Annotated in this window: 14 protein-coding genes; 5 read left to right on the forward strand and 9 right to left on the reverse strand. The window is 48.7% G+C overall.

Features of this window, described 5'->3' with window-relative positions; all coding sequences use genetic code 11:
* Window positions 1-290: 290 nt before the first annotated feature.
* The gene (pfkA, locus tag XMD530_RS11185) at window positions 291-1,295 is read left to right on the forward strand and encodes a 6-phosphofructokinase (protein WP_173482135.1); all 1,005 of its coding nucleotides are present in this window, start codon (window positions 291-293) and stop codon (window positions 1,293-1,295) included.
* A 6-nt stretch (window positions 1,296-1,301) separates the two neighbouring features.
* On the opposite strand, the gene XMD530_RS11190 is transcribed toward pfkA, so the two are convergent.
* On the reverse strand, window positions 1,302-1,943 hold the full coding sequence (locus XMD530_RS11190) for an MBL fold metallo-hydrolase (protein ID WP_173482136.1): 642 nt from the start codon (window positions 1,941-1,943) through the stop codon (window positions 1,302-1,304).
* A gap of 14 nt (window positions 1,944-1,957) precedes the next feature.
* Window positions 1,958-2,842: a D-alanyl-D-alanine endopeptidase gene (gene pbpG / locus XMD530_RS11195; RefSeq protein WP_173482137.1), complete on the reverse strand. Its 885-nt coding sequence runs from the start codon at window positions 2,840-2,842 to the stop codon at window positions 1,958-1,960.
* Window positions 2,843-2,946: 104 nt separating this feature from the next.
* Here pbpG and XMD530_RS11200 point away from each other — a divergent pair, with 104 nt between their 5' ends.
* Together XMD530_RS11200 and XMD530_RS11205 are read left to right on the forward strand one after the other, a co-directional pair.
* Entirely contained in the window at window positions 2,947-3,825 is an 879-nt protein-coding gene (locus XMD530_RS11200; RefSeq protein ID WP_173482138.1) for an SIS domain-containing protein, read from the forward strand.
* Window positions 3,826-3,968: 143 nt separating this feature from the next.
* Window positions 3,969-4,172 (forward strand): PA3496 family putative envelope integrity protein, encoded by a 204-nt coding sequence (locus tag XMD530_RS11205; protein ID WP_173482139.1) that lies wholly within the window; start codon window positions 3,969-3,971, stop codon window positions 4,170-4,172.
* 63 nt (window positions 4,173-4,235) lie between these two features.
* Here XMD530_RS11205 and XMD530_RS11210 read toward each other — a convergent pair whose 3' ends face one another.
* The 7 genes from XMD530_RS11210 to XMD530_RS11240 all read right to left on the reverse strand — a co-directional run bounded on the left by XMD530_RS11210 (window position 4,236) and on the right by XMD530_RS11240 (window position 11,199).
* Window positions 4,236-5,216 (reverse strand): GlxA family transcriptional regulator, encoded by a 981-nt coding sequence (locus XMD530_RS11210; protein WP_371731475.1) that lies wholly within the window; start codon window positions 5,214-5,216, stop codon window positions 4,236-4,238.
* A 121-nt stretch (window positions 5,217-5,337) separates the two neighbouring features.
* Window positions 5,338-6,675, reverse strand: a complete 1,338-nt coding sequence (locus XMD530_RS11215; protein ID WP_173482140.1) for a branched-chain amino acid ABC transporter permease — start codon at window positions 6,673-6,675, stop codon at window positions 5,338-5,340.
* Window positions 6,675-7,688, reverse strand: coding sequence for a branched-chain amino acid ABC transporter permease (locus XMD530_RS11220; RefSeq protein ID WP_173482141.1), 1,014 nt, complete (start codon window positions 7,686-7,688; stop codon window positions 6,675-6,677). The genes XMD530_RS11215 and XMD530_RS11220 overlap by 1 nt, the downstream gene beginning before the upstream one ends.
* 3 nt (window positions 7,689-7,691) lie before the next feature.
* Window positions 7,692-8,396, reverse strand: a complete 705-nt coding sequence (locus tag XMD530_RS11225; RefSeq protein ID WP_173482142.1) for an ABC transporter ATP-binding protein — start codon at window positions 8,394-8,396, stop codon at window positions 7,692-7,694.
* A gap of 6 nt (window positions 8,397-8,402) precedes the next feature.
* A complete protein-coding gene (locus tag XMD530_RS11230; RefSeq protein WP_173482143.1) occupies window positions 8,403-9,173 on the reverse strand; it encodes an ABC transporter ATP-binding protein in 771 nt (256 codons plus the stop codon).
* Between the two features lie 64 nt (window positions 9,174-9,237).
* Entirely contained in the window at window positions 9,238-10,437 is a 1,200-nt protein-coding gene (locus XMD530_RS11235; protein WP_173482144.1) for an ABC transporter substrate-binding protein, read from the reverse strand.
* Between the two features lie 291 nt (window positions 10,438-10,728).
* Window positions 10,729-11,199, reverse strand: a complete 471-nt coding sequence (locus tag XMD530_RS11240; protein WP_173482145.1) for an Lrp/AsnC ligand binding domain-containing protein — start codon at window positions 11,197-11,199, stop codon at window positions 10,729-10,731.
* Window positions 11,200-11,345: 146 nt separating this feature from the next.
* On the opposite strand from XMD530_RS11240, the gene putA reads away from it, so the two are divergent.
* Window positions 11,346-14,777, forward strand: coding sequence for a bifunctional proline dehydrogenase/L-glutamate gamma-semialdehyde dehydrogenase PutA (gene putA / locus XMD530_RS11245; protein ID WP_173494531.1), 3,432 nt, complete (start codon window positions 11,346-11,348; stop codon window positions 14,775-14,777).
* Between the two features lie 82 nt (window positions 14,778-14,859).
* Window positions 14,860-15,717, forward strand: coding sequence for a DMT family transporter (locus XMD530_RS11250; protein ID WP_173483705.1), 858 nt, complete (start codon window positions 14,860-14,862; stop codon window positions 15,715-15,717).
* The last annotated feature ends 540 nt before the right edge of the window (window positions 15,718-16,257 follow it).

The raw sequence follows: 16,257 nt of genomic DNA on the forward strand, positions 1-16,257 counted from the left end.
TTGTCTTGTTAAGCTTTTGTGCTCAACCTCAACAAGCGCCCACACGCATTACCTGATTAATTGTTAAAGAGCGTGCCACCGATCTCTTGGTGGCTGCTTGAGTACTCGTCTCAAGCGAGGTGCGTATCTTACCGATATTAGACTTAGGGTCAACGCCTATTTTGGTTTTTTTTCACTTTTTTTAAAAAAAGATTAAAACTGATCATTAACTGTACAAAAGCCCCTATTTTTTGCTCATTTTTTACCCAAATTATCGCTAGTATTCAGGGATAAGCACTTTTGGACTCTTTATGTATCAGTTACCTCAGTACTCCCACATTACTTCCTTTTCTAAAGTTGCCATCTTAACCAGTGGCGGAGATTCACCTGGAATGAATCCTGCTATTCGGGCATTGGTTAGAACGGCGACCTCTTTTGGTATTGAGGTGATCGGTATTCATCGTGGATATGCAGGATTGCTGAATGAGGAGTTCGAAACACTTAATTCCAAAAGTGTCAGTGGACTCTGTCATAGAGGGGGAACCTATCTAAAGAGTGCTCGCTGTCTTGAGTTTCATGAACCGGCCACACGACAACGCGCTTTCGATATTCTCTCGAAGCACGGCATCGAAGCATTAATTGTCATTGGGGGTGACGGCTCACTTTCAGGTGCCCATGCACTCTATCAAGAGTTCTCCATTCCCGTTATTGGTCTACCAGGCACCATTGATAATGATATCTATGGTACTGATGACAGTATTGGGTTTGATACCGCTGTAACGACCGCCGTCGAAGGCATCGATAAAATCAGTGATACTGCCTATTCACATGATCGTCACTTCTTAGTTGAGGTAATGGGGCGTAACTACGGCCTGCTTGCCTGTCATGTTGCCATTGCCGCCGGCGCGGAAATGGTCATTGTTCCCGAACACCAGTCTGATATTACCGATATCAGCCAACAGCTGGCACAGCGACGCAAAGAGGGCATTGGCTCCAGTGGCATTATTGTCGTCGCTGAAGCTGGAAAGAGTGGCTGGTCTAATCAACTCTCTGAAGAGATGAGACAGCTAGGTGAAGACCCTAGAGTCTGTGTTTTAGGTCATCTGCAGCGTGGTGGAAAGCCAACAGCGCATGACCGCCTGCTTGCTGCTACGCTGGGTAACTGCGCCATTCATACACTGCTTGAAGGGAAAACGGATGTGATGGTGGGGGTAACAAAAGGTGCAGTGAGCACCACACCCCTAGAAGCCGTCATTACCCAGAAGAAAGGGTTGCCCGTTGAAGTGATGGACCTCATCAACGAGCTACAACACTAAGAATCACTAGCCCCAGCGATCGGCCACAAAGGGGTTGGTGAGTCGCTCATCACCAAAGGTCGATTCAGGACCGTGCCCCGGTATAAAGCGGATATCATCGCCAAGAGGAAACAGCTTCTCTTTAATAGAGCTGATTAACGTTGCATGATCACCCTGTGGGAAGTCGGTACGACCAATCGAGCCCTTAAACAGGACATCACCCACCTGAGCAATTTTTGCCTTACGATCAACAAACACCACATGCCCTGGGGTATGACCCGGACAGTGAATGACATCCAGTGTGATATTACCAACCATAACGGTGTCACCATCATTGAGCCACTGATCCGGCACAAACCCCTGCACCTGCTGAAAACCAAACATCTGACTCTGCTGCTCTAACCCTTCGATCCAGAACAGATCAGCTTGCTGGGGGCCAATGATCTTAACATCCATCGATTTTGCTAGGGTGGCCGATGCACCGGCATGATCAATATGGCCGTGAGTCAGTAGAATCTTCGTCAGCGTCACGCCCTCTTCTTCGATTGCAGCCATGATTTTTTGCAGATCACCACCTGGGTCCACAACGGCCGCCTCTTTAGTCTCTGTACACCAGAAGAGAGTGCAGTTCTGTTCAAAAGGGGTGACGGGAATGACACGATAAGCCATAGCTACCTCTGGGATCAGCGCGATGCTGTCATCAATGATTTTAATTTCTGATCTCGGTAATTCGCAGCACCTCTTGGTACCTTGCCGCTGCTACCCTTTTCAAGCCAACGTTTGATGCGTTGCGCATCGGCTAGGTGGGTGCGTTTACCGTAGGAGTCCAATAGGACAATGCCTAGATTACGACCTTTGATGCGTGTTTTAAGAACCAAACACCGGCCTGCATCATCGGTATAACCGGTTTTACTGATCTGAATGGACCAACTCTTTTTATTAACCAAGGTATTGGTATTAAAAAACGCCATGGCCGTGCGTGGCCGTTTAAAGATCACATCACGTTTAGAAGAGGTCGTTACTTTGGAGAGAGTTGGATAGAGACTCACCGCCTCCAGCAGACGCATCAGATCACTTGCAGTAGAGACGTTCTTTTCGGAGAGTCCGGTAGGCTCCTGGAATCTCGTGTTGGTCATACTCAAGCCCTGTGCCGTCCAGTTCATATTATCGATGAACTGCTTAGCACCGCCAGGGTAAGCGTGAGCCAAAGTGGCCGCTGCGCGGTTTTCCGATGACATCAAAGCGATGTGTAGTACATCTGCTCGCGGAAGATTACTTCCAACACGAATGCGAGAGTGAACATTGCGCATCTCCGGTATCTGATTCACTTCAATCGTGATCCGCTCCTTCATCGGAAGGCGGCCATCTAAAGTTACTAATCCTGTCATCAACTTCGTCAACGACGCGATCGGTTGAACGCGATCGGCGTTGCGCTCATAGAGCACCTCTTGCGTGTCTAGGTCTTTGATCATAACACTGACAGAGGCAAGGTCTAGTTTAGCGGGGTCAGGGGCTGCAACAGCCGTCGCGCTAAATAGAACAAAAAATAGGGTAAAAATAGATCGCATGAACCAACAAATCCTAATATCTGTTATTAGGATACCGAAGCTACTGCAAGATTTGTATGCCTTGATATACTATCTCGCAACACTCTATAGAAATGGATCCTAGCGTGAACTCAGCTAACCTTCTTAAACAGATCAGCGATGCCAAAGCCAAGCTGCGTAAATCAGAACAGAAAGTGGCTGATTACGTTCTAGCACAGCCGAATGACATCATTCATATGCGTATTGTTGATCTGGCATCAGAAGCGATGGTCTCTGAGCCAACGGTGGTTCGTTTCTGTCGAGCGCTTCAATACGATGGGTTCCAAGATTTTAAACTGACATTAGCGCAAGCGCTGGCCAGTAACTCAACCTTCGAACAGTTCTCAATGAACCATGACGACACCGTTCTAGAGTTTAAGCACAAGATCTTTGACTCAATGATGGGTAATCTGGTCGAAGCACGAGAGCAGTTAGATGACCGAGCGCTAGAGGAGGCCATTCAGGCGATCGCTTCAGCGCGTCGAGTGGAGTTCTATGGCCTGGGTGCATCTGCGCCGGTCTGTGCCGATGCACAACACAAACTCTACCGCCTTAAGATCTCTGCAGCCGCCTATTCAGATCCTCACATGCAGACCATCTCAGCCGTCACACTTGGCGAAGGGGATGTGGTGGTTGCCATCTCACAAACGGGTACCACCAAGGACCTTCTACACAGTGTCAAGCTTGTTAGAGATACTGGCGCAACCGTTATCACGCTCTGCCCAGCCAACACCCCACTAGCTGAACTGGCAACCATACCGATCTTTATCGACGTAGAAGAGGACAAAGACCTAAGTACTCTGATGTCATCTCGCGTGGTCCACCTTGTTGTCATCGACGTAATAGCTGTTGGAGTTGCGATGCGGTTGGGACCTAATGCCGTCGAGCATCTTAAGACGATCAAACGCAGTCTTAGAAGTCTTCGTCAAAACGATCGTCGCCTGATGATGCGCCGACCTGACTAACGCATTTTACGTTTCACTTTTTCGTAACACTTTTTTACGACAATCGTCGCGGTTGCATTACTGAGACGCTTTCAGTAAAAAGAGATTAGAACAGTGTAGCCATGAGCGATCCGTTCATGGACGTTTGCTTAGGAGGTTGACCTATGCTGATTCGTGAAGAAGAACTAGATCCAGTAAAAACTCAAATTTTTGATCTGCTTGTGGGCTTCGAAGAGGAGAAGACGCAAGAGGAGCAAAAGTGTCAATCACAGCGACTGCTTAATGCTCGCAGAGCCATAGAGCAGCGTCGCGAAGAGCAAGAGCTCTCGACCTATTTCAATGAAGAGAGTTGGTTCGACGAAAAATAGTCGCAACCGCTCACAATAAAAAGAGAGATCGAGGCAGAGCCTATTGGAAATTTGATCTCTCTTTTACGCTTTTTCACCCAGTTCAATCATGCGGTGCACACCCGTTCTTGCCTCTCTTGGCGTCAATCCAAACTGCTTTTTGTAACAACGTGAAAAATAGCTAGTGGATGTAAATCCCGCTTTTTTCGCAACCGTTTGAATCGGAAGACGAGTCGCCTTCAACTGCTGACGTGCAAACTCAAGACGCAAACTCATGTAGTAGTTTGTCGGTGATGAGTTCAGGTGCTGTCTAAACAGTCGCTCCAACTGTCTGGTTGAGAGCCCAACTCGATCGGAGATCTGCTCACAACTTAGAACCGGTTGAATGTGCTCACGCATCAACTCCAGCGCTTGTGTCAGGCGAGGGTGACTGCCGTGTTGGCGAAGCTGCAGCTTCATACGCTGCTTATCATGAGCAGGACGGATGTTGGGGTGAATACAGTGCTCAGCGACTTGGTGGGCTAAAGATTCACCATGGCGAATCGTAATCAGCTGAAGAATCATATCCAAACCCGACAAACCACCAGAACAAGTCATCAGGTTGCCATCAATCTCATAAAGCTCTTCACTGACGTTAAGATCTGGGTAGAGCTCCGTCAGCTGATCACGCTCCTCCCAGTGGACCGTACAGGTTTTACCCTCTAACACACCGGCTTCAGCCAATAACAGAGAGCCCGTCGAGGTTGCACCTAAACTGATACCATTGCGAACCAAATTCTGTAGCCAATCGTTCAAGTAGGTTTCGGACTCTTGTTGAGCACCGATACCGCCAACCACCAACATACGATCAATCGATTCTGTATCGTTCATGCGACGTGTCGGTTGGAAACGCATACCTGTCGAGCAGGTAACGGTCTGATCGGCTGGACCATAAAAGTGCCACTCATAAAGAGTTTGACCACTTAACTGGTTCGCAAGACGCAGCGGATCAATCGTCGCCGCAAAGGAGATGATCGAGAAACCGGGCATTAGGAAAAAGCCGAAGTGTTCTGGTTTCTGCTGCACAATTGACCTACAAGTAATAAAAGTTATTACCCTAGTCTACGCTAGTTGAGAAAAGATAGGTCACAAAAATGAAAATGGGGCCGGACTAGAAGCCCAACCCCACTCATAGTAGTGCTATGAATCAGTGCTTACGAGCCGTTCGCTCGGGGATTAATCCCTCTGGGGCATATCGTAATGCAATCAGAAGCACGATACCGACCGTCATCAGACGCATGTGAGCGGCACTGTCCATCAAGTGCAGACGTAGCCAGTGAGTTGGCTCCATGAAAGAGGTTAGGGTATCCACTAACCAAAGACCAATCGGCTCCGCTTCGATCCAGAAGAACCAGATGAAGAAACCGCCCAAGACTGCACCCCAGTTATTGCCCGAGCCACCAATGATCACCATGACCCAAATGAGGAAGGTGAAACGCAATGGCTGGTAACCAACCGGTGTAAACTGACCATCCAGAGTCGTTAGCATTGCACCAGCAAGGCCAATAACCGCTGAGCCAATCACAAAGATCGTCAGGTGACGTTTAACAACATCCTTACCCATTGCGGCAGCGGCTACTTCGTTGTCACGAATAGCGCGCATCATACGACCCCAAGGTGACTTAAGTGCCGTCTCAGATAAGTACATCAAGATCGCAATGACAACGATAAACAGCCCTGCGTAACATACTTTAACGAATAGAGACGAGGCCTCTGCCACTTCCATACCCCAGTCTGCAGCAAATTGCTGGAACCAAGTTGCCTGTTGTAGATCCACCTCATAAGGAACCGGACGAGGTAGACCGTTGACGTTTTTAACACCGCGTGTCAGCCACTCTTCATTCTTAATGAAGTAGAGAACGATCTCAGAAATACCCAGCGTTGCAATCGCTAGGTAGTCAGAGCGAAGCCCCAAAGCAACTTTACCAATGACGTAAGCCGCACCGGCCGCAAACACCATACCCACAGGCCAAGAGAGGATGATTGGCAGACCTAAGCCACCAAGATATCCAGTCACTGAGGGGTTAACCGCTTCGATTGCTTCAACGGAAGGGAGGAAAAATAGACGCATCAGGGCATAACCCACAGCTATGATGACAAACAGCATCCAATAGCCAGTCTTCTTACTCTTAGCCCCAAACTGTTTCCACGCCAGGATCGACACGAAAATGGTCGCAATTAGAATCAACAGGCCGACTAAAATGCCCTGACCACCCGCAGCACGCGCCTCTTCAACCGGTGGCATAGAGACCAGAACCGCGGCCAAACCACCCAGTGCTGCAAAGCCCATCACACCAACGTTAAAGAGACCGGCATAACCCCACTGCATGTTGACACCCAGTGACATGATGGCACTGATCAAACAGAGGTTAAGAATGGTAAAGGCGACAGACCACCCCTGACCCACACCGACGATGACAAGCAGAAGCGCCATCACCGAGTAGAGAATCGGAGTGCGATATTGATTAAAAAATGTCTGATTCATTACAAGGTCTTCCCACTAAAAATACCGGTAGGTCGCACAATCAGTACGATAACCAAGATGATGAATGAAACCGCAATCTTGTAATCGGTGCCCAACAGCTGAACCAACGAATCAGGTTGGAAACTATCAGGCCCCAAGTAGGTTACGACTTTCTTGTAGGCGAAGGTGACGGCAATCTCTGAGAAGGCGATCACGTAACCACCCGCAATGGCACCCAATGGGTTACCAACCCCACCGACAATCGCTGCGGCAAAGATTGGTAAGAGCAGCTGCATAAAGCTGAATGGTTTAAAGCTCTTATCCAATCCGTATAGAGTACCGGCAATGGTCGCCAGCGCACCCACTAGGATCCAAGTAATCATCACGACACGATCTGGGTTGATACCCGACAGCAGTGCTAGATTTTCGTTGTCTGAAAAAGCACGCATCGATTTTCCGGTACGTGTTTTGTTCAGGAACCAGAACATGGCAGCTACCACAATAATCGCAGTAATAATGGTCACCGCTTGAGTCATCTTAAGAGCCAACCCTTCATCAAGGCCCGTCGCACGTTTGAAATCACGCGCCGAGAAGATGAAACGAGTTCCGTCAAAGAAGATCTGATCGCCAGGACCGATAATGAATCGCACCAGACCACCGATAAAGAACATCAAACCGATTGAGACAATCAGGAAGATCACCGGACTCGCCTTGCGCTGGCGGTGATATTTGTAAACGGTTTTATCAAGGATCAACGAGAGTGCGACAGCACCGGCAATACCCAAAGGTAGCGCCAGCAGGGCTGTTGGCAGCGGTGCAATAGAGACACCCAGCGCCTGTAAACCCCAGGTACCAAAGATGGTGATCATGGTACCAAAAGCCATCATTTCACCGTGTGCGAAGTTGGAGAAACGCAACACACCGTAGACCAGAGTGACACCCAGTGCACCGAGCGCCAACTGACTGCCGTAAGTCAGTGCAGGAACAAGAATAAAGTTAGCCAGAACAATTAGGGCATTAATAAAGTCAGTCATCGATTAACCCCCCAAGAACGAGCGACGAACATCAGGGTTAGCCAACAACGCTTCGCCTGTATCTGTGAATCGGTTAGAACCCTGTACCAGCACGTAGCCTTTATCGGCAATCTCTAGCGCCTGTTTCGCATTCTGCTCAACCATCAAAATCGCTACACCTGTGCGAGCAATCTCTATGATGCGATCAAATAGCTCATCCATCACAATGGGTGATACACCGGCTGTGGGCTCATCCAGAAGCAGAACCTTAGGTTGCGTCATCATGGCACGACCCACCGCGACTTGCTGGCGCTGACCGCCTGAAAGCTCACCGGCTGGTTGGCGACGCTTCTCTTTCAAAATGGGGAAGAGTTCATAAACCTGTTCAATCGAATCGGAGATATCATCTTCACGTATGAAGGCGCCCATCTCAAGATTCTCTTCAACCGTCATCGAGGTGAATACGTTGTGGGTTTGAGGCACAAACCCCATCCCTTTAACCACACGCTCTTCAGGTTTAAGGTGGGTAATGTCCTCACCATCAAACATCACCTGGCCTTCTCGCAGCGGCAACATGCCAAAGGTAGCCTTCATTGCCGTCGACTTGCCAGCACCGTTAGGGCCAACGATAACCGCGATCTCACCTCGATCCACACCAATGGTGCACTCTTTGAGGATATCCGCAGCACCGTAGCCGCCGGTCATACTCTGACCTATTAAAAAACTCATGTACGCTTACCGCTTATGTTTCAAACCGGTACCGAGGTAAGCCTCGATCACCTGCTCATTGTTCTTAACTTCATCAACCGTACCCTCGGCTAAAACAGTACCTTCCGCCATACAGATAACCGGGTCACAAAGACGCGCTATGAAGTCCATATCATGCTCAATCAGGCAGAATGTGTAACCGCGCTCCTGATTCAGCTTTTTAATCGCATCGCCAATCTTGTAGAGCAGCGTACGGTTTACACCGGCACCGACCTCATCCAAGAAGACAATTTTAGGATCCACCATCATGGTGCGACCCAGTTCCAGAAGCTTCTTCTGGCCACCTGACAGGTTGCCAGCCAGTTCATCTGCAACGTGACCAATCTCTAGAAAATCGATCACCTCGTCCGCTTTCTCACGCACACGCTGCTCGTCAGCACGCACTAGATCTTTGCGGAACCAGGTATTCATTAAGCTTTCGCCAGCTTGATTAGGTGGTACCATCATCAAGTTTTCGCGAACCGTTAATGAAGAGAATTCGTGAGCCAACTGGAAGGTGCGCAATAGACCCTTACCAAACAGCTCATGTGGCTTAAGTCCGGTAATGTCTTCACCATCAAGGGTGATGCGACCTGAAGTGGGCGAGTGGTGGCCTGCGATCACGTTAAACAGCGTCGTTTTACCTGCACCGTTTGGACCGATTAGACCGGTAATTGAGCCCTTCTTAATGTGAAGGGACGCGTCATTCACGGCATGAACACCGCCAAAGCGCTTATGGAGATTTTCTACAACAATCATAATGCTCAAATGTAAAAACGGCTCGAGATTCAGTGAACCCCGAGCCTGTTTTATGCGCTATCGCTTAGCGGTAACGAACAGTTGTGTTCTGCTGGTCTTTAACCAGAATCTCACGGTAGCTACCTGCTGACTCACCGCCGCCGATCAACTCAACCGCAGTCGCACCAACGTAGTCAATCTGACCGCCGTTAGCTAGGATCTCAAGACCTTTCGCTAGCTCACCTGGGTAGATTTTCTCGCCTGGAGCGTTTGCGATTTCAAAGACGTGATCTTTAACGACTTTAGAATCTTTAGTGCCTGCTGCCTGCATCGCTAGAAGCGTCATAGCCGCTGCATCGTAAGAGTAGTCAGAGTATGGGCCAGGTGCCGCACCGGTAGCCGCAGTGAACATCTCTTTGTAAGAGTCTGATCCAGGGCTGTCAGTACCTGGAACCGTACCGATTGAACCGTTTAGATCCGGACCGATTGCAGCTGTTAGGCTGTCACCGATCATCGCATCAGGTAGGAAGAAGTGATCAAATGCACCCGCATCTAGAGATGACTGAATGATGCCTTTACCACCTTGGTCAAGGTAACCAGCAACCACTAGGATGTCACCACCTGCCTGAGCAAGAGCACCCACTTCCGCACCGTAATCGCCTTTGCCATCTTCGTGTGGAGTGTTGATAGTCACTTTACCGCCAGCCGCTTCGAAGTTTGACTGAATGCTGTCCGCTAGGCCTTTACCGTAATCGTTGTTGGTGTAAGTCATTGCGATCGACTTGTAACCTTTCTCCTGAAGCATTTCAGCAATTACTTGGCCCTGACGAGCATCAGATGGTGATGCACGGAAGAAGTAACCGTTATCTTCAAGAGTTGAAAGCGCTGGTGAAGTCGCTGAAGGAGAGAACAGAAGAACACCGTTTGGCATCGCTACGTTCTGTAGGATTGAGATCGTTGCACCAGAACAAAGAGCACCCACAATCGCATCCACTTTCTCAGCTGAGATTAGACGCTCAGCGGCTGCAGCGGCAGCAGAAGCATCAACACAGGTTGAGTCAGCACGAACTGGAGTAACCTTAGCACCACCAAGAAGCTTGCCGCTATCAGCAACTTCTTTCATAGCCATCTCTGCACCTGCAGCCATATCAGCAGCAAGTGATTCAGCAGGACCTGTAAAGCCTAGAGCAACACCAAGACGAACTTCGCTTGGCATGTGGCTGCCAGCTTGCGCCGCACCCGCGATCATTGAAGCTGCAGCTACAGCCAATGCTAATTTTTTCATTCTCTTCTCCTTATAATGAAACATCACACCACTTTATCGATTAAGTAGTAGCGATCAGTGTCTGCAGTTTTTCAACTGGCAACGCATTAACATTATCGAATGTTGACCATTCAGACAACAGATTTCAGTTACGTATTGGTCAGACCATCTGATCAATTGATGGTTAATCAATTATAGAACAGACCTGATGGGTGATTTTGCCTATTTATTGAACAGAAACTGGAAAATATTCTTTTTATTCATATTATAAAAATCAATTTTCCTAGAAATTAGAGAAATTTAGGTGATTTGCTAACCATCAAAGACTTGGCCATGCTCTTTAACAGCCTCCATACAGACAAAGGTAGAGGTACTAGAGACATAGGGTAGCTCTGAAATAGTTTCACCCAGAACCTCTCGATAGCTCGCGATATCGCGTGTACGCACTTTAAGGATGTAATCAAAGTCTGCAGCCATCATATGGCACTCCTCTATTTCAGACACAGCGCCAACTGCATCATTAAATGAAGCAAGAGCAGCAGCCCTGGTGTCACTGAGCTTAACCTGCACAAAGGCAATATGATTAGTATCGAGCAGTCCGTAATCCATGATTACGGTATAGCCACGTATCACTCCATTGCTTTCTAGCCGCTTCATTCGAATTTGGCAGGGGGTTTTAGATAATCCCACTCTATCAGCCAACTCAGTGACCGTTATCCGCCCGTTTTGCTCTAAGGTTTTTAATATCGCCAAATCATAATTATCTAAAGACACATTAGTCATATCGCCTACCAATAAAATTATTTAACTATTAGTTATCTAAATTAAAGCAAATAATAAGTTTTAAAGTCTATATATACCTATAAAAATAGACAGAAGCCCTATAAGTCTAAATCTATAATTGCATTATCAATTTAGAGGGGCTAAACATGAACGCTCAAAACACACACATCCAGATACCCTATTGCGACCAATCAGAATTAGATCAACTGCAACAGCTCATCGAGAAAGAGCAACTTCTGCAGTGGGTCACGCCTGACCTCCAGACAGTGGCGAGCAACCTAGTCACTGCGATTCGTAACAATTTTAAGCCGTCTATCCTTGAGCAATTCCTTCGTGCTTATCCTTTAGACACGCAAGAGGGACTATCGTTGATGACTTTGGCTGAGGCCTACCAACGCGTACCGGACAAACAGACGGCTAACGAACTGATTATTGATAAGCTCGCTAACCGCGACTGGTCCGTTAAAACGGCGCAGACCAGTGCACTTGTTCGCGGCGCCAGCATGGGACTGCAACTGGGCAGCGCTAGCCTCAAGATGAAACCCCTTCGCAGCGCAATACTCGCCGCGATGCGAATCGGAGTGGGTGCAGGTATGCGGCTGATGGGTCGTGCCTTCGTCCTAGGTGAAAGCATTAAAAGCGCCCAAGAGCGCGCCGGCAAACTTGAGTTCCAAGGTTACACTTTCTCTTACGATATGCTGGGTGAGGCGGCTTATACTCAGGCCGACGCCGATCGCTATTTCAATTCATACCGCAACGCCCTGCTAGCACTGATCGAGCAGTCGAAATCAACCCAGATCGAAAAGAATCCAGGCATCTCAGTAAAGTTGTCGGCGCTGCATCCGCGTTACGAGCTATTCAATGAGGACGAGGCAGTTACCCAATTAAGTGAGCGCATGCTGTCACTCTGCTCACTTGCTAAGGAGCACAATATTGGCCTCAATATTGATGCTGAAGAGTGCGCACGCCTTGAGATATCGCTCGATATCATTCGCAACCTGATTGAAGCGCCTGAGCTTTCCGGTTGGGATGGTCTGGGTATTGTTGTGCAAGCTTACAACCGCAAAGCTTATTCGGTACTGGATCAACTCTACGCTTGGGCAGATCAGAGCAATCGCAAACTGATGGTGCGTTTGGTTAAAGGTGCCTACTGGGATACCGAAATCAAACTTGCGCAGGAGCAAGGGCTGGACCATTTCCCGGTGTTCACCGCAAAGCATCACACCGATGTCAGCTACCTCGCCTGTGCGCGCAAACTGGTGCGTTACGGCGACCGCATCTACCCACAATTTGCTACTCACAATGCCCAGACAGCAGCCTGTGTACTCAACTGGGCCAAAGAGGCCGGCATTGCATTCGAAATGCAACGTCTTCATGGCATGGGAGAGGCGCTGCATCAAGAGCTCTTGGAGAAGCACCAGACAGGTTGTCGTATCTATGCGCCCGTGGGAACGCATAAAGATCTACTCGCCTACCTAGTGCGTCGTCTGCTTGAAAATGGAGCCAACTCCTCATTTGTTAGCCAGCTTGCTGACGAGGCTATCCCGCCACAGCAGGTCGTTGCGAGTCCGGTGCATCAGAAACTCATCGAGCAAGCGGTAACACCCGGCAGCGCAATATTCACTGATAGGAGTAACTCTCGCGGTTTTGACCTTGGCGAACAGGCAGAAGTCGATGCGCTTTTAGCAAGCCGCTCACTCTTTATGCAGACAATTTGGGGCGAGACAGGTGACGTCCCTGTTGTAGAGCCTTACTCGCAAGAGCTATTGGGGCACTATCAAACGACTGATCTGAGCTCAGTCGATCAGCTGTTCAATCAGGCCAAGGTTGCCCAAACGGCTTGGGCAGACAAGCCACTCAAAGGAAAACTCTTGCGACAGATCGCAGATCTTTATGAACGCGACACTCCTGAGTTACTCGCTCTACTGGCCAGAGAAGCAGGAAAGACTCTTGCTGATGCAATCAATGAAATTCGTGAAGCGGTCGACTTTCTGCGTTATTACGCCGATGAGAGCGACGGACTTGATCAACAAACTGAGGCACGAGGTGTGGCTGTCTGCATCTCACCTTGGAACTTCCCGCTGGCGATCTTTACCGGTCAAATTGCGGCTTCTGTTGGTGCCGGCAATGCGGTGTTGGCTAAACCGGCCGAACAGACCAGTTTAGTCGCTCGCAAAGCGATAGAACTCTGGAAAGAAGCGGGCATGCCAACTGACCTAGTACAACTTGTGTTCGGCACAGGCGCACAACAGGGTAATGCACTGGTCTCACACCCAGACGTGAACGCAGTGATCTTTACCGGCTCGACAGCCACAGCGAAACGTATTGAGAAGGCACTTGCGCATAACGCTGCGCCAGATACTCTGCTGGTCGCTGAAACTGGCGGCCTGAATGCGATGATTGCCGATGCATCTGCGCTACCAGAACAAGTGGTTAAAGCGGTTATGGCATCAGCCTTCCAGAGCGCCGGCCAGCGCTGTTCAGCGCTGCGTATGCTCTACGTCCAGCGAGAGGTTTACCCGCAGATCCTCGAGATGATCACCGGCGCCATGGCGCTGTTAAAGGTGGGCGATCCAAGCGAACTGAAGTGCGATGTGGGTCCTGTTATTGATGCTACAGCTGCGCAAGCGTTGAATACTTATATTGAAGAACAACGCTCAAGAATTGTGTATCAAACTAAAACTCAAGAGCTCGACGGTCATTTTGTTACACCAACCTTGCTTGAAGTTGATGGTATCCATGATTTGGACTTCGAGCGCTTTGGCCCGATTTTACATATTGCTCCATACAATGCGGATCAACTTGATGATGTGGTCAACGATATTAACGCGCGTGGATATGGCCTAACCTTCGCAATGCATTCACGCATACAGAACAGAACTGAGCGGCTCTGTGCTGAACTCAACGTGGGGAACTGCTACATCAACCGCAACCAGATTGGGGCTATAGTCGAGTCTCAGCCTTTTGGCGGGGAAGGTATGTCAGGGACCGGACCTAAAGCGGGTGGGCCAAACTATCTCGTCAATCTAACACAACCGGAGACAATTGAGAGTCAGTATCAACCTAACCCCTTAGACCTGCTATCAGCAGAACAGGTGCAATCAGCATGGCAGACTCTGCGATCTCAATTTAAACCTCTTGCTCGTGAACTTCTAACACAATGCCCTAGTGTTACGGGTGAAGATAATCAGCTATTCACATCAGCTAGAGGTTATTGGTTAGTCGCTGGCGACGAGCAAGCTTGGCAGCAAGCCATTGCAAGTGCATCAACCGGCAACCCAACGCTACTGCTAACCAAAAAGATTCCTGACAGTGACATCATGAAAGATCTACCCATTATCTGTTTGGCCGGCGATCTGGATCCAGGACTGTTAACTGAGCTTGCAGACTTGGCAGGCGTATCTGTTAGCGCTCACGAAGCGTTATGTAAGCAGATTCGTATTACTCTCAGTCAAAGGGAGGGGGCGATCATTCCACTTCTCAAGTCTAAAGGGCACTCGGTTTACCACCGTAAAGAGCAACATATTTGCGAAGACACCACCGCTTCAGGGGGAAATGCAGCACTGCTAATGAGTTAATAGTATCGTTAACTCAAGACAGGCAAGGGGGTGATTTGCTATAACTCTTCAGTAGATTATCCCCTAGGTATCAAAGCCCATCATGCAACCATCAACCATCGGTATTCTGTTCTGTTTAGCGTCCATGTTGTCGTTTGCTATTCAGGACATCATCACTAAACACCTGCTAGTAGGGGGTTTGCCCCTAAGTCAGTTGTTACTGGTGCGATACCTGTTTTTTACCCTGTTTGCCGTCATGCTTGCCGGAGGGTTGCGGCAATCTGTTGTGGGACTTAAATCGGCACAGCCGATGCTGCAGCTGGGTCGTGCGGCGCTGTCGATTACCGAGATAATCTTTATTAACCTGTCATTCACGCTGATGTTGGTGGCAAAGGTACACGCGATCGTCGCGCTTTTTCCCCTGATTACGTTGGTTATGGCGCGATTTATCCTGAAAGAGGAACTGACGAGAAGAAGGGTGATAGCGGTTTTGATCGGTCTTACCGGTGCGATGATTATCATTCAGCCGAGCAGTGCCGGTATCTCGATCGAGTTACTGATGCCGCTGAGTGGCGCCATTGCATTAGCCAGTTTCTCGATTCTAACCAAATACCTGAGTGGCAGAGATGGATTCAAAACACACACCCTCTACATGGGGCTAGTAGGTTTGGTGCTGGCGCTGCCATTTGGCCTGTTTCAGTGGATTCAGCCATCGACAGAGCAGAGTGCACTGCTAATCGCATTAGCCATTATGAATATTGGCTCCCAGCTTTTTTACATTAAAGCGATGGACTATGCAGATGCGAGCACCCTGCAGCCGTTTAACTACACGCTGCTACTCTTTGCCACTCTGGCTGCATTAATTCTACTGGGCGAGGTACCCACACTGATGACGCTACTTGGCGGCGCCATCATCGTTGTGGGTGGTTTGATTGCCATGGGGCGGTTAGCCCCAAGGTAGTTTGCTACTCTACGGTCACGGTTTAGAGACCTTTTACGAGGTTTATTCATCTAACTCAAAACCCAAATTATGATTGTTCCAGAGTAGTTCCAACATCTTTTGTAAACTTCTTATGGCGATTTCGATCGCGAGAAAAACTTAACGATGTCACGAAGGAAAAAATACGACAGGTAGAGTATCGGGAATCCTAGTTCCAACCCGTACACATTTACCTTCTTCATCATAGTTAACGGATACGTTACCGACAGGTAGAACTCTCCAAACACTATAACCAGAACCCAAAGAACCAGTCCGAGAAGGACAAGTTTTAGAGTATTCATCACACAAATCTCTTCTTAAGATAAGAAGACAGTTCTTTACCTTCTAACTTGTCTGTAGACGGTGACGTTCGAATAAAGAACTCTTTTTCGTCTTGACCTCTCCCCCAAAAACTAGACCATGACCTCGATGAGATTTCCATTTAACCTAAAGGGATGGAGATCTCGATATGAAGAAGCGTTACACCGAAGAACAGATCATTAAGGCGATCAAAGAGCATGA

The sequence above is a fragment of the Marinobacterium sp. xm-d-530 genome (genome assembly GCF_013283365.1).
Lineage (GTDB): Bacteria > Pseudomonadota > Gammaproteobacteria > Pseudomonadales > Balneatricaceae > Marinobacterium_E.